The sequence below is a fragment of the Achromobacter sp. UBA4530 genome (assembly GCF_002388205.1).
GTDB classification, from domain to species: Bacteria; Pseudomonadota; Gammaproteobacteria; order Burkholderiales; family Burkholderiaceae_B; genus Achromobacter; species Achromobacter animicus.
The window spans coordinates 65071-83967 of sequence record NZ_DGMA01000016.1 but is presented as its reverse complement, the minus strand read 5'-3'; the positions used below and the strand labels follow the sequence as shown (position 1 = coordinate 83967).

Sequence of the window (18897 nt, the reverse complement as noted above, 5' to 3'; positions counted from 1 at the left end):
TACTCGCTGCCAACCATGCTGCTGATCCCCGCCATCGACCTCAAAGACGGGCGCTGTGTTCGCCTGCGCCAGGGTGACCTGGACGATGCAACGGTGTTCTCCGAAGACCCCGCCGCCATGGCCACCCGCTGGCTGGACCAGGGCGCCCGCCGCCTGCATCTGGTCGACCTGAACGGCGCCGTCGCCGGCAAGCCCAAGAACGAAGCGCCCATCAAGGCGATCCTGGACGCCGTCGGCGACGACATTCCCGTCCAGATCGGCGGAGGCATCCGCGACCTCGACACCATCGAGCGCTACCTCGACGCGGGCATCTCGTACGTCATCATCGGCACCGCCGCGGTCAAGAACCCGGGCTTCCTGCAGGACGCCTGCGGCGCCTTCCCCGGCCAGATCATCGTCGGCCTGGACGCCCGCGACGGCAAGATCGCCACCGACGGCTGGAGCAAACTCACCCGCCACGACGTGCTGGATCTGGCCAAGAAGTTCGAAGACTACGGCTGCGAAGCCATCATCTACACCGACATCGGCCGCGACGGCATGCTGTCGGGCGTCAACGTCGAAGCCACGGTCCGCCTGGCCCAACACGTGCGCATTCCCGTGTACGCCTCGGGCGGCATCGCCGGCATCCAGGACATCGAGGCGCTGTGCGCCGTCGAAGAAGAGGGTGTCGAAGGCGCCATCCTGGGCCGCAGCATCTACGAAGGCACGCTCGACTTCCAGGCCGCGCAGGCGCGCGCCGACGAATTGGCAAAATGACCACATCCAGCAGCACCCCCGGGGCCGGCGCGTCCGCACAGAACGCGCTGACCCGCCGCATCATTCCCTGCCTTGACGTCACGGCCGGCCGTGTCGTCAAGGGCGTGAACTTCGTCAACCTGCTCGACGCGGGCGACCCCGTCGAGATCGCCCGCCGCTACAACGAGCAGGGCGCCGACGAACTCACGTTCCTGGACATCACCGCCACCAGCGACGGCCGCGACCTGATCCTGCCCATCATCGAGCAGGTGGCCTCGCAGGTCTTCATTCCGCTGACCGTGGGCGGCGGCGTGCGCCAGGTGTCCGACATCCAGCGCCTGCTCAACGCCGGCGCCGACAAGATCAGCATCAACAGCGCCGCCGTGGCCAACCCTGAACTGGTTCGCGCCGCGTCGGACTACCACGGCTCGCAATGCGTGGTCGTGGCCATCGACGCGCGCCGCGTGTCCGCGCCCGGTGAACCGGCACGCTGGGAAGTCTTCACGCACGGCGGCCGCAAGGCCACCGGCCTGGACGCCGTGGCGTGGGCGCGCCGCATGGCCGCCTACGGCGCCGGCGAAATCCTGCTGACCAGCATGGACCGTGACGGCACCAAGTCCGGCTTTGACCTCGAACTGACCCGCACCGTCTCGGACGCCGTGCCGGTGCCCGTCATCGCCTCCGGCGGCGTGGGCAACCTGCAGCATCTGGCCGACGGCGTCACCACCGGCCGCGCCAGCGCGGTGCTGGCCGCCAGCATTTTCCATTTTGGCCAGCATACCGTCGGCGAGTGCAAGCACTTCATGGCCGAACAGGGCATCGCCGTACGATTGGACTGATTATGAGCAACGAACCCGCCTGGCTGGCCGACGTCGTCTTCGACGAAAACGGCCTGATTCCCGCCATCGCCCAAGACGCCGAAAACGGCCAGATCATGATGGTGGCCTGGATGAACCGCGAATCCCTGGCCGAAACGGCCGCCACCGGCCGCGCCGTGTACTGGTCGCGTTCGCGCCAGCGCCTGTGGCGCAAGGGCGAAGAATCCGGCCACGTCCAGGAAGTCCACGAACTGCGCCTGGATTGCGACGGCGACGTGGTGCTGCTGAAGGTGCACCAGGAAGGCGGCATCGCCTGCCATACCGGCCGCGCCAGCTGTTTCTTCCGCCGCCTGGAAGGCCAGACCGATCACGCGTCCTGGGTCACGGTGGATCCGGTGCTCAAAGATCCGGAACTCATCTACAAATGACCGATCAGACCCTGACCGCGGCCGACATCCTGGCCCGCATCGCAGACACCCTGGAAACCCGCCGCCCGCAGAATGGCGGCGACCCTGCCGCCTCCTATACGGCCAAGCTGCTGGCCAAGGGGCCGGATGCCTTCCTGAAGAAGATCGGGGAAGAAGCCACGGAACTGGTCATGGCCGCCAAGGACGGCGTGCCCGACCGCATCGTCAGCGAAACCGCCGATCTGTGGTTCCATTGCCTGGTGGCGCTGACGCATTTCAACCTGCGGCCCGAAGACGTGCTGGCTGAGCTGGCCCGCCGCGAAGGCCTGTCGGGCCTGGTGGAAAAGGCAAGCCGCCCCAAGGACTGACCACGGAAACCACCCCATGAGCGACAACTGTCTTTTCTGCAAGATCGCCGCCGGCGAGATCCCGTCCAAGAAGGTCTACGAGGACCAGGACTTTGTTGCATTTCACGATATCAATCCGGCCGCACCGGTGCATTTACTGCTGATCCCTCGACGTCATGTCACATCCATGCAGGATATTACGGGCGAGGACGCAGATTGGTTGGGTAGAATGATGTCGTTGGCGCCGCGGCTTGCCGCCGAGAACGGTTGCCGTCCGGGCCCTGATGGCGGATTTCGCATCATGATCAATTCTGGCGTCGAAGGCGGCCAGGAAGTCCCGCATCTGCATTTCCACATCATCGGCGGCTCGCGTCCCTGGAAAGGGCGCGTGGCCCCCACTGCGTAATTCGGAGAATCATCATGGGTAGTTTCAGCATTTGGCATTGGTTGGTCGTCCTGGTCATCGTTGCGCTGATTTTCGGCACCAAGAAGCTGCGCAACATCGGCGGCGATCTGGGCGGCGCGGTCAAGGGCTTCAAGGACGGCATGAAAGAAGCCAACAGCGACAAGCCCGCTGAACCGGTCACGCAGCAACGCGTCGCCGGCGACACCATCGACGTGCAGGCCAAGGAAAAGTCCAACTCCTGAGCGCCAGCCAGTCTCCCTCCGGGCCAGCCCTGAACGGGCCGGCCCTTATTGCTTCAATTCCCGAGCGGCCGTCGAATGTTTGATGTCAGCCTCACTGAACTGATGGTGATCGGCGTCGTCGCCCTGATCGTCATCGGCCCCGAACGCCTGCCCAAGGTTGCCCGCACCGTCGGCCACCTGCTCGGGCGCGCGCAGCGTTACGTCAATGACGTCAAGTCCGATATCCAGCGCGAAATCGAACTCGACGAACTCCGCAAATTCAAGACCGAAATGGAAGACGCGGCCCAGGGCGTGCAGCAATCGCTGAACGAAACCGGGGCCTCGCTGCAGGAACCCGTGCAGCAGTTCCGCGCCGAACTCGACGAAGTCGCCCGCGAAGCCAGCGGCAAGGCGACGCCGGCGGTTGCGCAGGCGCCGGTGACGGCCCAGGTGGCTGACGCTGCACAAGCGCCTGCCGCAGGTTCGCCTGCCGCAGGTTCGCCTGCCGCAGGTTCGCCTGCCGCAGGTTCGCCCACTGCCGAGGCGTCCGTCGCTGGCGCGCCCGCTGAGCCTGCGCGCACGATCGCGCCGCCCAGCCAGAACCACAATCTGGACCTGGACCTGCCTGCCGCCGAGCCCGCACCGCGTCCGGCCGCCGCCCCTCAACAACCCGCCCCGGCGCCCAGCGCGCCTGCGGCCGACGTCGCCGCGCCCGCCGCCAAGCCCGTCTCGCCCTCCGGAACTCCGTCGTGACCCAGGACGCAACCCAAGAAGAAGGCCAGCAAGAGACCTTCATCTCCCACCTGGTCGAGCTGCGCACGCGCCTCTTGCGCGCCGTCGGCGCCGTGGTGGCCGTGTTTATCGTGCTCTTCATCTATCCCGGCGCGTCGGCCATCTATGACGTGCTGGCCGCCCCGATGCTGGCCTCGCTGCCCGAAGGCACCCGCATGATCGCCACAGGCGTCATCACGCCCTTCATGGTGCCGGTCAAGGTCACGATGATGGCCGCGTTCATCCTGGCGCTGCCCGTGGTGCTGTACCAGGCGTGGGCTTTCGTCGCGCCCGGGCTGTACCGCCACGAAAAGCGCCTGGCGCTGCCGCTCATCGTGTCCAGCACCTTTCTCTTCATCGCGGGCATGGCGTTCTGCTATTTCGTGGTGTTCCGCACGGTGTTCCACTTCATCGCCACGTTCGCGCCGCAGTCCATCACCCCCGCGCCGGACATCGAGGCCTATCTCAGCTTCGTCATGACGATGTTCCTGGCGTTCGGCATCACGTTCGAAGTGCCCGTGGCCGTGGTGCTGCTGGTGAAGATGGGCGTGGTCGAATTGTCCAAGCTGAAGGCCGCGCGCGGCTACGTCGTGGTGGGCGCGTTCATCATCGCCGCCGTCGTCACCCCGCCCGACGTGGTCAGCCAGTTCATGCTGGCGGTGCCGCTGTGCCTGCTCTATGAAGTCGGGCTGATCTGCGCCCGCATGGTCACACCGAAAGAAGGTGCGTCGACAGATGACGCCGCCGACTCCCTGACCGAACGCCACTGAAATCACGCAGACGGCAGGGTAGAAGGAAACCAGAACGGTCCGCACAAAAGCGGACCGTTTTACCTTGTCGGCCCATGACTGCAGTCCTACATTGCAGTCATGTCGCTCTCACAAAGACTGCGCACCCTCATGCGGTGGCGCGGCATCCATAGCCAGAACCAGCTTTCGCGCCTGTCGGGCGTGCCGCAGTCCTGCATCCACCGCATCCTCACCCGCGAAGACCGCTATTCGCCAGCGCGCAACACGGTGGTGCGGCTGGCGCAGGCCCTGGGCACCAGCGCGGCGTGGCTGACGGATGGCGTGGTGCCCGCCACTTCCCCGGGGTCTGGACCGCAGGACGCCGCCGCCAACGGCATCGACGGCTATTGCGCCGAAATCTGCGCGCGGCTGGCACCGCAACCCGACAGCACCAAGCGCCTGATCCTGGCCCTGGTGCGTGAACTCTCCGACAAACCAGACACCGTCGCCACCCCCGCCACCCGTCCAGCGGCGCGAAAATGCGCCTAGCGCGGCTGGCCCGGCCGCGTCCCCACCACCACCGCCAGTTCCGCAGGTTTGCCGCTGCGCAAGATGCCCAGCGTGGCCCGCTGGCCCGGCGGCACCTGCGCAATCTCCGACAGCAGGCCGTTTGTGTCTGCCACCCGCTTGCCATTGACCGACTGGACAATGTCGCCCACGCGCAGGCCGCCGCGCGCGGCCGGGCCGTCGCGCATCACCCCGGCAATGATCACGCCCGCCGCGTCGCGCGGCAGCTCGAAGGCCCGCGCCAGTTCCGGCGTCATGTCCTGCGGCTCCACGCCCAGCCAGCCGCGCTTGACCGCCCCGGTCTTGACGATGTCGTCCATGACCTTGCGCGCAATCTCGATCGGCGTCGCAAAGCCGATACCCATCGACCCGCCCGATTCCGAATAGATTGCGGTGTTGATGCCCACCAGGTTGCCGTAGGCATCGACCAGCGCGCCGCCCGAATTGCCCGGATTGATCGCCGCGTCGGTCTGGATGAAGTTCTCGTACGTGTTCAGCCCCAGGCCGTTGCGGCCCAGCGCCGACACGATGCCCTGCGTGGTGGTCTGGCCCACGCCGAACGGATTGCCGATCGCCAGCACCACGTCGCCTACGCGCAAGCCTTTGTCGGACGCCAGCGTTGCGGCAGGCAAGTCGCGCAACTTGGACAGCTTGAGCACCGCCAGATCCGTGTCCGGGTCCGCGCCCACCACTTTGGCGGTATCGCGCCGTCCGTCGCGCAGCGCCACCTCAATGGCATCGGCGGCCTGCACCACGTGGTAATTGGTCAGCACGTAGCCGTCCGCATTCACGATCACGCCCGAACCCAGACTGGTCGACGCCTCGCGCCGGCTCACGCCCGGCACCTGCCCGAAAAGCTGGCGCAGCACCGGATCATCGGGCAGCGGAATCAAGGGCACGTTCACGTGCTTGGTGGTGAACACATTCACCACCGACGGCGCCGCCTTCGCCACGCCGTCCGCGTACGACACAGCACCCACATCACCCGCGGGCGCGCCGCCCGCTGCGGCGGCGGCTGGCGGGACCGTGCCGGGCCCGTTCACCCGCAGCAGGTCGGGCCGCAACGTCGTCACCACGAATAGAATAGCCAGGCAGACCGTGACGGCCTGAGCAAAGATCAGCCAATATCGGCGCATGTTTCTGATAGGACTAGCAATGAATAAAGTGGACTCCCGCGTCCTGGCCAACTGGCTGGACGACACCCTGCAGGCAGCCCGTTTCAAGGACTACTGTCCCAACGGGATGCAGGTGGAAGGCCGATCCGAGGTCGGACACATTATCACCGGTGTCACGGCCAGCGAAGCATTGCTGCGCGAGGCGGTCGACCGCGGCGCCGATGCGGTGCTGGTGCACCACGGCTGGATGTGGCGCAACGAAGACCGCCGCGTCATCGGCACCCGCCGCACGCGCATGGCGTTGACCCTCAAGAACGACTTGAACCTGTTCGCCTACCATCTGCCGCTGGATGCGCACCCGACGCTGGGCAACAACGCGCAACTGGCGCGCGTGCTGGGTCTGACGCCGGCGCTACGCGACGACGGCGCCCCGCGGACCTGCGGGCAGGACGGGCTGATCTGGCTGGGCGAGGCCAGCGGCCTGCAGACGCTGGGCCAACTGGGCGACCAGGTGGCCCAACGCCTGGGCCGCCAGCCGCTCGTCGTGGGCGACCCGGACCAGCCGTTGGGGACAGTCGCGTGGTGCACCGGTGGCGCCCAAGGCATGATGGGCGACGCCGTTGACGCGGGCGCCAGCGTCTACATCACGGGCGAGGTCTCGGAGTCCACGGTACATCTGGCGCGGGAAACCGGCGTGGGCTTCATCGCCGCCGGGCACCACGCCACCGAACGCTATGGCGTTCAGGCACTGGGGCAGGCCGTGGCCGAGCGATTCGGCATCAAGGTCGAATTCGTCGACATCGACAACCCGGCCTGAATCCTTGACGCCGGCGCGCCAGAGCGCCGGACCGCCGGCCGTCGACCCGGCAGAAAACAAAAGCGCCCCGATGGGGCGCTTTGCTGTTTACGGCCGCTTCAGCAGGTCGCGAATCTCGCGCAGCAGGGCCACGTCTTCCGGCGTCTTGGCGGGCGCCGGCGCTTCCTCCTGCTTGTTGCGGGCCTTGTAGATGGCCTTGACCATCCAGAAGATCACGAACGCCAGCAAGACGAAGTTGATGATGATGGTGACGAAGTTGCCCCACGCGAACACGTTGGCGCCGGCCTTGGTGAGATCCGCGTAGGTCATCGGCCCGGCATAGCCTTCAGGCATCGACAAGACCAGGAACTTGTTCGAGAAATCGACCGATCCGCCAAGAATGAAATTGACGAGCGGCATGATGATGTCCCGGACCAGCGAGTCGACAATCCTGCCAAACGCCGCACCGATGATCACACCAACGGCCAAGTCGACCGCGTTGCCCTTGACCGCGAAATCTCGAAACTCTTTGACGAAACCAGTCGATTTGCTCATAAATCCGCTCCATTCGTGATACGCCTGGGGTAGGCTGGCCTATAATACGCGGTTGCTATGTTGTTACATATTCCCGCGAACCCGATGCCGCAGAAGTGATGCTACTCGTTGAGCGGGCGCATCAACAAGGATAGGAAGATGAGTCAGGATACGCTGGTGCATGACGATGACGGTGCGGTTGATCCCAACCTGCCACCTGATCCTTCGCGACGTTTCTGGGTTACCACCGCCTGTGCTGTGGGTGGCGTAGCAGGTGTCGCAACGGCAGTGCCGCTTGTGAGCACGTTTTCCCCCTCCGAAAAAGCCCGCGCGGCCGGAGCGCCCGTTGAAGTGGATATCGGCGACATTCCCGTCGGCGCCATGAAAACGGTCGAATGGCGCGGCAAACCGGTCTGGATCATCCACCGCTCGCCCGAGCAGCTGGCCGGACTGAAAGCGCTGGATCCCCAGCTCGCCGACCCGCAATCCAAGCGGCCCGGCTTTACCCCTCCCTATGCAGAAAACGAAGCCCGCTCGCGCAAGCCCGAGATCTTCGTCTGCGTCGGCATCTGCACCCACCTGGGCTGCTCGCCCACCGCGCATTTCGAAACGGGTGGCGGCGGCGGTCTGGGCGCGGATTGGCAAGGCGGATTCCTCTGTCCGTGCCACGGCTCCACGTTCGACCTGGCTGGCCGGGTCTTCAAGAACAAGCCTGCTCCCGATAATCTCGAAGTTCCGCCGTACCAGTACCTCACCGACACCCGCATCATCGTGGGCGTCGATGAAGACAACAAGGCCTGACGCTCGCGTCGCGCTTTTTTCCCGATCTACGTAAGTAAGAACAATACGCCACGTATAGAAGGAGCCGTTACATGGCTGGCGAGAAAACCGTCGAGACGACAGGCCTGTTGGGCTGGCTGGACCGGCGCTTTCCGGTGACCTCCACCTGGAAAGCCCATCTGTCCGAGTACTACGCACCCAAGAATTTCAACTTCTGGTATTTCTTTGGCTCGCTGGCGCTACTGGTGCTGGTGCTGCAGATCGTGACCGGCATTTTCCTGGTCATGCATTACAAGCCGGACGCCGAGCGCGCGTTCCAATCCGTCGAATACATCATGCGCGAGGTCCCGTGGGGCTGGCTGGTGCGCTACATGCACTCGACCGGCGCGTCGATGTTCTTCGTCGTCGTCTACCTGCACATGCTGCGCGGCCTGCTTTACGGTTCCTACCGCAAGCCCCGCGAACTGGTGTGGATCTTCGGCGTCGCGATCTTCCTCTGTCTGATGGCCGAAGCCTTCTTCGGCTACCTGCTGCCCTGGGGCCAGATGTCGTACTGGGGCGCCCAGGTGATCGTGAACCTGTTCGCAGCCATTCCGTTCATTGGTCCTGAACTGTCCATCTGGATCCGCGGCGACTACGTCGTGTCCGATGCCACGCTGAACCGCTTCTTCGCCTTCCACGTCATCGCCATTCCGCTGGTGCTGATCGGTCTGGTCGCGGCTCACCTGGTGGCGCTGCACGAAGTCGGCTCGAACAACCCGGACGGCATCGAAATCAAGCAGGGCCCGAAAGACAAGTACGGCCGCCCGAAAGACGGCATCCCGTTCCATCCGTTCTACTCGGTGCATGACCTGGTGGGCGTGGCGGGCTTCCTGCTGGTGTTCGCGGCCATCGTGTTCTTCGCCCCGGAAATGGGCGGGTACTTCCTCGAGTTCAACAACTTCATTCCTGCTGACTCGCTGAAGACGCCTCCGCACATCGCCCCGGTCTGGTACTTCACGCCGTTCTACTCGATGCTGCGCGCCACCACGGATGAATTCACGTGGGTGCTGGCGGGCGCGTCGGTGCTGGGCGCCATCGTGCTGTTCGCCAAGAGCAACCTGAAGGGCTTCATGCGCATCGCCGTCCCCGGCATCCTGATCGTCGTCGCCGTGCTGCTGCGCGTCATCGACGCCAAGTTCTGGGGCGTGGTGGCCATGGGCGGCACGGTCGTCATCCTGTTCTTCCTGCCCTGGCTCGATCATTCGCCGGTCAAGTCGATCCGCTACCGCCCCACGTGGCACAAGTGGATCTACGGCATCTTCATGGTCAACTTCCTGGTGCTCGGCTACATCGGTACGCAGCCGCCCAGTCCGCCGTTGAACCTGACGTCGCAGATCGGCACGCTGCTGTACCTGGCCTTCTTCTTCCTGATGCCGGTATGGAGCCGCCTGGGCACGTTCAAGCAAGTGCCCGACCGCGTCACGTTCCACGCCCACTGAGCCAACGAGAATAACGGACTAACCATGATCAAGAAGCTGATTGGTGCCGTGGCCTTGATGCTCACGTGTACCGCAACCTTTGCCGCCGGAGGCGGATTCCCGCTGGACAAGGCGCCTTACCGCGTCAACGACATGGCGTCGCTGCAAAACGGCGCCAAGCTGTTCGTCAACTACTGCCTGAACTGTCATAGCGCGTCTTCGATGCGCTACAACAAGCTCCGGGATATCGGTCTGACCGACGAACAGATCAAGGAAAGCCTGCTGTTCTCCGGCGAAAAGATCGGCGACATGATGCACGTCGCCATGACGCCGAAGGACGCCAAGGCCTGGTTTGGCACGACGCCCCCGGACTTGTCCGTGATCGCCCGCGCCAAATCCGTGAACGCCGGCCCCTCGGGATCCGACTACCTGTACACCTACCTGCGCACGTTCTACCGCGACACGTCGCGCGCCACGGGCTGGAACAACCTGGTCTTCCCGTCGGTCGGCATGCCGCACGCGCTCTGGCAGGAACAGGGTCCGCGCGAGCTCACCACCGTCGCCGTTCACGAAGTCGAAGGCAAGGAAGGCGCCCCCAAAACGTGGGAACGCGTCACAACGGTGTACGATGCACAGGGTTTTGCCACGGTGAAGGCCGAGCCGTTAGCCAATCACCATGGCCATGCCACCTTCGATGCCAAATTCAAGGCCGCCAACCCGGCCCAAACCGCAACATACGACAACGACGTCGCTGATCTGACCGCATTCATGTCCTGGATGGCCGAGCCCGTCCAGACACTGCGCGTCCGCATCGGCGTCGGCGTCATGTTGTTCCTGCTCCTGTTCTTCTTTGTTACGTGGCGCCTGAATGCCTCGTACTGGAAACACGTGCGCTAACCGTAACGCCCCGCCAGGTTCCCCAGCCACCCCGTCTATCGGGGACGGAAGAGGCGGATAGGGCTGTAAGCCTATCCTGCCTGGCAATTGGGGCCAGCGCCTGCTAGATTTAGGCGCTGGCCTTTCGTTTTTCAATAAAGGACTTACCGCCATGATGGTGCTCTATTCCGGAACCACGTGTCCGTTTTCGCAACGCTGCCGCTTCGTGTTGTTCGAAAAGGGTATGGATTTCGAGATCCGCGACATCGACCTGTACAACAAGCCCGAAGACATCTCGGTGATGAACCCGTACGGTCAAGTGCCCATTCTGGTCGAACGTGACCTGGTGCTGTACGAGTCGAACATCATCAACGAGTACATCGACGAGCGCTTCCCGCACCCGCAGCTCATGCCCGCCGACCCGGTCATGCGCGCCCGCACGCGTCTGTTCCTGTACAACTTCGAGAAGGAACTGTTCGTTCACGTCTCGACGCTGGAAGACCGCAGCGCCAAGCCCGACGAAAAGAAGCTCGCCAACGCTCGCCAGAACATCCGCGACCGCCTGGCCCAGCTGGCCCCGATGCTGCTCAAGAACAAGTACATGCTGGGCGAGGAATTCTCCATGCTCGACGTGGCCGTCGCTCCGCTGCTCTGGCGCCTGGACCACTACGGCATCGAACTGCCCAAGAATGCGGCTCCGCTGCAAAAGTACGCCGAACGCATCTTCTCGCGCCCGGCCTACATCGAAGCGCTGACGCCTTCGGAAAAAGTGATGCGTCGTTAAGGCTGGCTGTGTAATGGGTGAAACTTCGACCAAACCGTACCTGATCCGCGCGCTGCACGAATGGTGCACCGATAACGGCTACACACCGTACATCACCGTGCAGGTCGACGAGCACACCATGGTGCCCGTCGCCCACGTGCGCGACGGCCAGATCACGCTGAACGTGGGCACGCTGGCCACCAACCGCCTGGTGTTGGGCAACGAATTCATCGAATTCCAGGCCCGCTTCAGCGGAGTGACCGAAAACGTCTACGTCCCCGTGGGCGCCGTCAGCGCCATCTATGCGCGCGAAACCGGCGCCGGCATGGGCTTCGAGGTGCAGCCCTACGAGCCGCCCGAGGCAGGCGCCCAAGGCGCCACGCCGAACCCCGCCGCCCCCGAGGGTTCGGACGCCAATCCTGCCTCCGGCGACGATGACGGCGACGACGACGAACCCAAGCGCCCGCGCCTGACCATCGTCAAATAACGACCCCACAAGAGGGGCTGCATTTTTTTCATTACAATGCAGTCCCTGCGCGTGCCCCGGCACGCATCGCCGGTGTAGCTCAGTTGGTAGAGCAGCTCACTTGTAATGAGAAGGTCGAGGGTTCGATTCCTTTCACCGGCACCAAAAATCTCCACCAGTTTCATCTGGCGCAGTACGCGAAACCCGCATCCAAACTAGCGATGCGGGTTTTTTCTTGCCTGTGAAAATCGACCGTCAGATTGCGCCGGGAGACGGCACATTTGACGGCGTGCGGCGGACACTGCGGCCTGTGACTTTCATGCCACGGCAACCGCGCAATCGTTGAACCCCGATTGACGCGGCCCCGGGACATCTGCGCCGGACTCCATGATCGTGGTCGGATCGGCCGCACAAATAATAGAAATCCTATTTACCGACCTTGAGCATGGCGTCTACAAGTGGGTCGCGGAAACACCCGTCCTGGGGTAATTCAATCCACCTGTAGTCAGAACCAACAACGCGTCGGCATGAAAGTTTTCCCTCTTGTTTTTCTAGCACTCGCCTTGCTCGTGGTCCAGCTGACTAGCTGTGACGGTCGGCAGGCCAAGCAGGACACCGTGGGCACGTCCATGACCGGAATCGATCACTTGCCGGATCACGTGAGCGTGCAGAACTTCTGGGTCAATGGCGCCAGCGGACATCAAGCAGGCACTGGTGGCAGCGTCGTCTGCTGCGCGACGCTGCCGCGGAAATGGCATCCCGATCTAACGGTGGTGGTGAACTGGAACGTCACCAACTGGCGAGACTGCCAATGGGGAAGCTACGAACGGCGCGTGGCGGTGGACCGCTACGAGAAAGTGGGACATTTGTTCGTTCACTTCCTGGCCGACGGCAGCGTTCGTGTCGTTTCAGCGAACATCGGACCCGGCTACCCCGGCAACGGTTATCCGGGTCCGGAGGATTTGATTCCGAACAAGGATCCCTGGGATGTCTATGGAAGCTATCGCGGACGATGCCCACCGCAGGAGATGCCCACGGTGATAGAGCGCGCGAAATGACCTGGCTGCTCCGAGTCCTTCCGGCGACCCCAGCAGTCGGTATCCAGTCGTCTTCGACTCAATACCTTCACGCCACCGACGCTCGCATTCTTTCACCGGCGCCGCATCCCATTTCAGATTCCACTGGCGTGTTTGCTCAGAACCGCATCCAGATTATCGAGACCAGAAAGTAGCGCCCCCCCCGTTGTCTGAACCAACAAAGAGTCGGCATGAGAATTTACTCCCTCATCATCATGGCATTTGCACTGCTAGTGATCCCCTTAACTAGCTGTGACGCTCGGCAGGCCAAGCAGGACACCGTGGGCACGTCCATGACCGGAATCGATCACTTGCCGGATCACGTGAGCGTGCAGAACTTTTGGGTCAATGGCGCAAGCGGACATCAAGCAGGCACCGGTGGCCGCATCGTCTGCTGCGCGACCTTGCCGCGGAAATGGCATCCCGATCTAACGGTGGTGGTGAGCTGGAATGTCACTAACTGGCGAGATTGTGTCGGACAAAGCTACGAACGACGCGTGGCAGTGGACCCCTACGAAAAGGTGGGGCATATGTTTGTTCACTTCCTGGCAGATGGAAGCGTTCGTGTCGTTTCAGCAAACGTAGGTCCTGGTTACCCTGGCAATGGCTACCCCGGACCGGATGACTTGATTCCTAACAAGGACCCCTGGGATGTCTACGGCAGCTATCGCGAGCGCTGTTCGTGGGCAGGCGGCCCGGTCATGATGGAAAGAGCGCAGTGAATAAACTCCTTCGAGCCCATCCCGTCGGCCCTACGCCGAGTATCCAGCCGTCGTTTCCACAGTGCCTTCCCGCCTCGGAGAACTGCGAGGTGGATCTACAGATCGGCGTATTCTTTGACGGGACGGGCAACAACCAATATTGGGACGATGCGAACGAATGCGCGCCAGGCCTTGGCCCGGGGATTACCCAACTCATGGCGCGGAAAGACACAAATGTGGCTCGGCTGTTCAGGGCATACCCCGAAAAGTTCACGGAGGGTAAGCGCAGGCTATATGTTCCAGGCGTGGGTACACCCTTTCCAGAAATCGGCGAGAACGACGACGCCGCTTTCGGACCGTCGAGCGGCCAGGGCGGTGACGGACGCATCAACTTTGGCTTGCTGAGCGTGCTGGATTTTATTCATCGTGCGATCAGCGGCAATAGATTTCGCTACGCAGACGAAGTCATCATGGCGCTATGCCGCAACGGCAAGCGCATTTATTTCGAGCGCACAGACACCTATTCCCCTCTGGAGGGAGGCGTTCAGGATGTGCAGGCGCTGGATGCGGTGGGCATGCGTACGGAGGGGGGCTTGCTGTGCTTTGGAGACGGTGCTCGCCCGCACGCAGAGGCGTTTTACCGGCGTGAGGTCCAGGCGTTGGCAGACAGGATCGCCAGGACAGTCAAGCCCAAGCTGATCAGTATTTCGCTGGACGTGTTCGGTTTTTCCCGAGGAGCAGCCCAGGCCCGGGTGTTCTGCAATTGGCTGCGCGCTCTGATGGACGGTGACCGCTTGTGCGGCGTGCGGACGGAGATTCGGTTTGTCGGCCTGTTCGACACGGTGGCCTCAATCGGCATTCCGGCCAGCGCCGGTGGCGATGGGCATTTCGCTTGGGCCACGCCCGACGCACTAGCGGTGCCGGCCAACGTGCAATGCGTGCATTATGTGGCCATGCACGAGAATCGCACCTCGTTTCCGCTGGACAGCATACGCAGCCCTGATGGCAGCCTTGCGCGCAGGCACAAGGAATACGCGGTGCCTGGTGTGCATTCCGATGTGGGAGGCGGCTATCTGCCCGGAAGTCAGGGGCGCGGTCCCAGCGGACGATATGACGACATGCTGTCGCAGATTCCCTTGAAACTCATGTACGACGCCGCACGCAGCGCACAAGTCCCGCTCAACAAGAAGTTGGCTGAAGAAGGTAACTATGACCCCTTCGCCATTCACCCTAATGTCCGCAATGCCTACGACGCCTTCATGCAAGCGGTTCCAGCGGAAGCGACCGCCAGCCATTGGCTGATTTCCTACATCGCGTGGCGTTATCAGGTGCGAAACGTCTTTTCAACCAAACTAACCTGGGTGGCCCGCGCGAAGAAAGCCTTCCCCCACGACTTTCAGGACTTGGAAGGCGCCAACCAGACGCTACTGAAGGACATCTCCGCCCTGGACGGGATGACCGAAGAGGAGAGTGAGTACCTCAAACGTGCGGCCATGGTGAGTCCGTTGGCGTATGGCGGCGATGCCGTGACGAAAACTTCGCGCCGATTGGTGCTGGCCGACGAAGCCGGGGACGTGCTGGAGCACATCAAGGCACATCCGACGTTGGCGACTCCCGAGAATCCGGAGCACTTGACGCCGCAAGCCTATTTGTTTGCCAACTACTTGCATGATTCCTACGCGGGCTTCCGTCCGCTCGATCAACCGCTTAGCCGCCTTGGCTGTGCAGATCCCGTGCCCGGCAGGTGGGAACTCCAAGGCTATCTGCGCTACCGTCGCATCTATCGGGGCACAGGCAAGCCCGTGACCCAGGCGCCACCCACCGAGCAACAGCGCCAGGAAGCGGAGCAGCGCGAGTACGAAGCGACGAGGCGCGCGCTGCAGAACAGCATCGATATGAAGAAGCTGTTCAGTCTGCCACGGTGATCAATGCCGGGCACCGGGCAGATCGGCATCCTTTTACTAAGCGCCCGCATAGGTAATGAGAAGGCGGCGCGCGCACGCCGCGCCTCCGCCCCCGGCCCTCGTCACCCCAGCGCCGGCAACAAGTTAAACAGCAGCACCATCACCAACCCCACCACCGACACGATCGACTGCACGACCGAGATCGTCTTCGTGGCTTCACCCATCGTCATGCCGAACGATTCCTTCACCATCCAGAAACCGGCGTGATTCGCGTAGTTGAAGAACAGTGAGCCGCAACCGATCGACAGGGCAAGCAGCGGCAAATTCAGGTTGGGGTCGGCGCCAGCAAGCGGCGCCAGCAAACCCGCAGCGCCCACGATGCCGACGGTGGCCGAACCAGTCGACACCGACAGCAGCATGGCGATCAGCCAGCCCAGGATCAGCGGCGGGAACGCGAACTGGTGGGTCAGGTGCACGATGGCGTCGCCGACCTTGGCGTTCGTCAGGACCTGTTGAAAGGCGCCCCCGCCGGCGATGATCAGCATGATGCCGGCAATGGGCTTCAAGCTTTGGCCCAGCGCGCCGCGCAGCTTTTCCGGGTCGCCGCCGCGCATGAAGACCAGTGTCACGGCCGCGAACAGCACGCCCAGCAGCATGGCGACGACGGGGTTGCCCAGAAAGCCAGCCACGTGCGTCACGCTGGAGTCCTTGGGCAGCAGCATTTCGGCCACGGCATGGACCAGCATCAGCAAGGCCGGCAGCAGTGCCGCCAGCACGCCCAGGCCGACGCTGGGCGCATTCTGGCCCGCGGGGCTGTCGGTGGAGGCGGTGAACTGTTCAAGCAGCGCCTCGTCCGGCCGCGTCGTCATACGCGGGGCAATGAATGCGCCATACAGCGGTCCGCCGAAGATCATGGCCGGCAGGGCTGCGATGAAGCCGTAGATCATGGTCGGGCCGACCGTGGTCTTGAGCGTGGCGATGGCCGTCAGCGGTCCGGGATGCGGCGGCACCATGCCGTGCATGGCGGCCAGGGCCGAAATCACCGGCACGCCTACGTAGACATAGGCCGAACCCTTGAAGCGCGCCTGGCTTTCCAGCTTGCGCGCCACGCTGAAGATCAGCGGCAGCATCACCACCAGACCCACTTCAAAGAACATGGGGATGCCGATCACGAACGCCACCAGCGTCATGGCCCAGGGAATCAGGCGCGGGGAGGTGTGGCGCAGGATTGCATTGGCCAGGCGCTCGGTGGTGCCGGAGTCCGCGAGGATCTTGCCCAGCATCGCGCCCAGCGCGATCACCACGCCCACGGCGCCCAACGTCTTGCCGGCGCCGTCGGTCAGGCTTTTGACGATGGCGCCCGGGGCCATGCCCGTTGCAAAGCCGACGCCGATCGACACGATCAAGAGCGCCAGCAGCGGATGCATGCGTATCCGCGAGACGATCAGTGCGACCAGGACCAGAACGCTCACCAGAGCGGTGAGCAGCAATTGAATGTCGAACGAAGACATATGAGAACCCAGAAAAATCGAGAGAGGTCGCGAGCCCTCTGCGCGCCATCATACGGGATCGGGTTGACGGCAAGCTTGAAAAAAAGGGCCGGTTTCGGCCGCCGAAACGCGCTTTTTCGGCCCCGCTTTGCATTCTTCCGTTTTTTTGTGCATAATTCGCCCCCTCTACCTGTTCCCCGATAGCTCAGTCGGTAGAGCGACGGACTGTTAATCCGCAGGTCGCTGGTTCGAGCCCAGCTCGGGGAGCCAAGAATTTGCAGTACCGCAGTACCCTTAAAAAAGCCCGCAACTTGTTTGCGGGCTTTTTGCATTGGGGCGCGGCGGCTTGCGCGGGATGGCGCACGAGTTGCCAACTCGCGCGCATCGCGTAGCATCACCCGGATCTGCCGCACCTACCATCCCCGCACAACAATGCGTTCCTCGCGATCCCTGCCGCCTCTGGTCTCCCTGCGCGCCTTCGAGGCCGCCGCGCGGCGCTTGAGCTTTTCGCAGGCCGGAGAAGAGCTCTTCGTCACGCAGAGCGCGATCAGCCACCACATCCAGCGGCTGGAAAAGGAACTGGGCGTGGCGCTCTTTGAGCGACGCACGCGCGCCGTTGCGCTGACCGACGCGGGCCAGGCCTATTACACCCGCGTGCACGCGGCATTCGAGCTGTTGCGTCAGGGCACGGACGAACTGCGCGCGCCCGAGCCCGCGCGCCATACACTGCGGATCGGCTTGCTGGCGTCGTTCGCCACGCGCTGGCTGGCGACGCGCCTGCCCGCCTTTGCCGCCGCGCATCCCCACATCGATCTGCAGTTGCAGCCCGACATCGCGCTGGCGGATGTGGCGGGCGGCGAGGTCGACGCCGCGATCCGCTATGGTCGCGGTGGCTGGCCCGGCGTGCGCAGCACGTTGTTGATGACGGAACGCCTGTCGGTCGTGTGCGCGCCCGCGCTGGTGGCGGGCAGGAAGCGGCCGAAAACGCCCGCAGACCTGCTGCGCCACCCGCTGCTGGTCTCGCACGCGCGGCAGCAGTTCGAATGGGACGCCTGGGCGCACCGGTACGGGCTGGATCTGGGCGCCGCGCGCACGGTGCGCCTGCACGACTACAACATCGTCGTCGAGGCCGCGCTTGCAGGGCAGGGCCTGGCGATGGGCCGGGAACGGCTGATCGCCGCGCACCTGGCGAGCGGGGCGCTGGTCGAGGCGCTGCCCGGTGCGGTGCTGGAAGATCCGCGCATCGGCTGGTGGTTCGTCACGCCGCGCGGTGCATTCAGCGAACCCGTCCAGGCCTTGCACGACTGGCTGGCGCACACCGCGGCCCAATCCACGGGTGTCTGACACGTATTAGTTTTACTCATACGTACCAAGCAAGAATTGATTGGTCATGCCGCGCCGCGGCCGATAGCATCGGGGAAGCGTCAAGACGCGCTTTCCCTTTCTTCATAGGTGATCCGATATGACCCAAAGCATTTCCGCCCGCGTTGCCGAACTTGGCCTGGTCCTGGAAGCAGCCGCCGCGCCGGCCGCCAACTACGTGCCCTTCGTCCAGGAAGGCAACCTGCTCTATATCTCTGGCCAGATCTCGCGCAAGGACGGCAAGGCGGCCTATCTGGGCCAATTGGGCCATCAGGTGTCGGACGCCGACGGCGTCCAGGCGGCACGGGCCAGCGCATTGGGCATCCTGTCGCAGATCGCCGCCGCCACGGGCGACCGCCTGGATCGCGTGGCGCGCGTCGTCAAGCTGGGCGTGTTCGTTGCCAGCGCGCCGGACTTCAACCGCCAGAGCGCCATCGCCAATGGCGCGTCCGACCTGATGGTCGAGGTGTTCGGCGACGCGGGACGCCATGCCCGCAGCGCCGTCGGCGTCGCCGCGTTGCCGCAAGGCGTGTCGGTGGAAGTCGAGGCCGTGATCGCGCTGACCCCGGCCTGA

The 18897-nt window shown here is 63.7% G+C and carries 23 protein-coding genes, 2 tRNA genes and 1 pseudogene; 22 read left to right on the top strand and 4 right to left on the bottom strand.

Features of this window, described 5'->3' with window-relative positions:
- The first annotated feature begins 15 nt into the window (after positions 1-15).
- From hisA to tatB, 7 genes and pseudogenes are all read left to right on the top strand, one after another.
- Entirely contained in the window at positions 16-756 is a 741-nt protein-coding gene (gene hisA / locus B2W22_RS14155) for a 1-(5-phosphoribosyl)-5-[(5-phosphoribosylamino)methylideneamino]imidazole-4-carboxamide isomerase (protein ID WP_006224535.1), read from the top strand.
- On the top strand, positions 753-1574 hold the full coding sequence (hisF, locus tag B2W22_RS14150) for an imidazole glycerol phosphate synthase subunit HisF (protein WP_175123912.1): 822 nt from the start codon (positions 753-755) through the stop codon (positions 1572-1574). The genes hisA and hisF overlap by 4 nt, the downstream gene beginning before the upstream one ends.
- A 2-nt stretch (positions 1575-1576) precedes the next feature.
- Complete coding sequence (gene hisI, locus B2W22_RS14145; RefSeq protein WP_175123913.1) at positions 1577-1981, top strand: phosphoribosyl-AMP cyclohydrolase; 405 nt, start codon at positions 1577-1579, stop codon at positions 1979-1981.
- Positions 1978-2328: a phosphoribosyl-ATP diphosphatase gene (locus B2W22_RS14140; RefSeq protein WP_175123914.1), complete on the top strand. Its 351-nt coding sequence runs from the start codon at positions 1978-1980 to the stop codon at positions 2326-2328. Before hisI ends, B2W22_RS14140 begins: the two co-directional genes overlap by 4 nt.
- Positions 2329-2344: 16 nt before the next feature.
- On the top strand, positions 2345-2713 hold the full coding sequence (locus tag B2W22_RS14135) for a histidine triad nucleotide-binding protein (RefSeq protein WP_175123915.1): 369 nt from the start codon (positions 2345-2347) through the stop codon (positions 2711-2713).
- A gap of 14 nt (positions 2714-2727) precedes the next feature.
- Positions 2728-2955, top strand: a complete 228-nt coding sequence (gene tatA, locus B2W22_RS14130) for a Sec-independent protein translocase subunit TatA (RefSeq protein ID WP_056320404.1) — start codon at positions 2728-2730, stop codon at positions 2953-2955.
- 75 nt (positions 2956-3030) lie between these two features.
- Positions 3031-3201: pseudogene (tatB, locus tag B2W22_RS28535) on the top strand (Sec-independent protein translocase protein TatB); the annotation flags it as partial.
- Positions 3202-3214: 13 nt separating this feature from the next.
- Here tatB and B2W22_RS28530 read toward each other — a convergent pair.
- Complete coding sequence (locus tag B2W22_RS28530) at positions 3215-3730, bottom strand: pentapeptide repeat-containing protein (RefSeq protein ID WP_414631964.1); 516 nt, start codon at positions 3728-3730, stop codon at positions 3215-3217.
- Between B2W22_RS28530 and tatC the strand changes: the two genes are divergently transcribed.
- Together tatC and B2W22_RS14115 are read left to right on the top strand one after the other, a co-directional pair.
- Positions 3684-4475, top strand: a complete 792-nt coding sequence (tatC, locus tag B2W22_RS14120; RefSeq protein WP_175123917.1) for a twin-arginine translocase subunit TatC — start codon at positions 3684-3686, stop codon at positions 4473-4475. The two genes, B2W22_RS28530 and tatC, sit on opposite strands and share 47 nt — an antisense overlap.
- Before the next feature lie 99 nt (positions 4476-4574).
- Positions 4575-4982, top strand: coding sequence for a helix-turn-helix domain-containing protein (locus B2W22_RS14115; protein WP_175185561.1), 408 nt, complete (start codon positions 4575-4577; stop codon positions 4980-4982).
- Here B2W22_RS14115 and B2W22_RS14110 read toward each other — a convergent pair.
- Positions 4979-6136 carry a trypsin-like peptidase domain-containing protein gene (locus tag B2W22_RS14110; RefSeq protein ID WP_286938222.1) on the bottom strand — a complete coding sequence of 386 codons (1158 nt, stop codon included), beginning with the start codon at positions 6134-6136 and terminating at the stop codon, positions 4979-4981. The two genes, B2W22_RS14115 and B2W22_RS14110, sit on opposite strands and share 4 nt — an antisense overlap.
- Positions 6137-6155: 19 nt before the next feature.
- Here B2W22_RS14110 and B2W22_RS14105 point away from each other — a divergent pair, with 19 nt between their 5' ends.
- On the top strand, positions 6156-6932 hold the full coding sequence (locus B2W22_RS14105; RefSeq protein ID WP_105236918.1) for a Nif3-like dinuclear metal center hexameric protein: 777 nt from the start codon (positions 6156-6158) through the stop codon (positions 6930-6932).
- Positions 6933-7019: 87 nt separating this feature from the next.
- Here B2W22_RS14105 and mscL read toward each other — a convergent pair whose 3' ends face one another.
- Complete coding sequence (gene mscL, locus B2W22_RS14100) at positions 7020-7466, bottom strand: large conductance mechanosensitive channel protein MscL (protein WP_105236917.1); 447 nt, start codon at positions 7464-7466, stop codon at positions 7020-7022.
- Positions 7467-7604: 138 nt separating this feature from the next.
- On the opposite strand from mscL, the gene petA reads away from it, so the two are divergent.
- From petA to B2W22_RS14055, 9 genes are all read left to right on the top strand, one after another.
- Positions 7605-8246, top strand: a complete 642-nt coding sequence (petA, locus tag B2W22_RS14095) for a ubiquinol-cytochrome c reductase iron-sulfur subunit (protein WP_063954111.1) — start codon at positions 7605-7607, stop codon at positions 8244-8246.
- Between the two features lie 71 nt (positions 8247-8317).
- The gene (locus B2W22_RS14090; protein WP_105236915.1) at positions 8318-9706 is read left to right on the top strand and encodes a cytochrome b; all 1389 of its coding nucleotides are present in this window, start codon (positions 8318-8320) and stop codon (positions 9704-9706) included.
- A gap of 24 nt (positions 9707-9730) precedes the next feature.
- A complete protein-coding gene (locus B2W22_RS14085; protein ID WP_175123920.1) occupies positions 9731-10582 on the top strand; it encodes a cytochrome c1 in 852 nt (283 codons plus the stop codon).
- A gap of 151 nt (positions 10583-10733) precedes the next feature.
- The gene (locus B2W22_RS14080) at positions 10734-11345 is read left to right on the top strand and encodes a glutathione S-transferase N-terminal domain-containing protein (protein ID WP_006388039.1); all 612 of its coding nucleotides are present in this window, start codon (positions 10734-10736) and stop codon (positions 11343-11345) included.
- Positions 11346-11358: 13 nt separating this feature from the next.
- Positions 11359-11811 (top strand): ClpXP protease specificity-enhancing factor, encoded by a 453-nt coding sequence (locus B2W22_RS14075; protein WP_175123921.1) that lies wholly within the window; start codon positions 11359-11361, stop codon positions 11809-11811.
- A gap of 68 nt (positions 11812-11879) precedes the next feature.
- A tRNA-Thr gene (locus B2W22_RS14070) sits at positions 11880-11955 on the top strand.
- 362 nt (positions 11956-12317) lie between these two features.
- Positions 12318-12848, top strand: coding sequence for a DUF3304 domain-containing protein (locus B2W22_RS14065; protein ID WP_175123922.1), 531 nt, complete (start codon positions 12318-12320; stop codon positions 12846-12848).
- 209 nt (positions 12849-13057) lie between these two features.
- Positions 13058-13588 (top strand): DUF3304 domain-containing protein, encoded by a 531-nt coding sequence (locus B2W22_RS14060; RefSeq protein ID WP_286938220.1) that lies wholly within the window; start codon positions 13058-13060, stop codon positions 13586-13588.
- 89 nt (positions 13589-13677) lie between these two features.
- Entirely contained in the window at positions 13678-15492 is a 1815-nt protein-coding gene (locus tag B2W22_RS14055; RefSeq protein ID WP_286938218.1) for a T6SS phospholipase effector Tle1-like catalytic domain-containing protein, read from the top strand.
- Positions 15493-15593: 101 nt separating this feature from the next.
- Here the strand turns inward: B2W22_RS14055 and B2W22_RS14050 are convergent, their stop codons facing one another.
- On the bottom strand, positions 15594-16982 hold the full coding sequence (locus tag B2W22_RS14050; protein WP_191576268.1) for a GntP family permease: 1389 nt from the start codon (positions 16980-16982) through the stop codon (positions 15594-15596).
- 173 nt (positions 16983-17155) lie between these two features.
- Between B2W22_RS14050 and B2W22_RS14045 the strand changes: the two genes are divergently transcribed.
- From B2W22_RS14045 to B2W22_RS14035, 3 genes are all read left to right on the top strand, one after another.
- Positions 17156-17231, top strand: a tRNA-Asn gene (locus tag B2W22_RS14045).
- A gap of 162 nt (positions 17232-17393) precedes the next feature.
- Positions 17394-18305 (top strand): transcriptional regulator GcvA, encoded by a 912-nt coding sequence (gcvA, locus tag B2W22_RS14040; RefSeq protein ID WP_286938215.1) that lies wholly within the window; start codon positions 17394-17396, stop codon positions 18303-18305.
- A gap of 118 nt (positions 18306-18423) precedes the next feature.
- Complete coding sequence (locus B2W22_RS14035) at positions 18424-18897, top strand: RidA family protein (RefSeq protein WP_286938212.1); 474 nt, start codon at positions 18424-18426, stop codon at positions 18895-18897.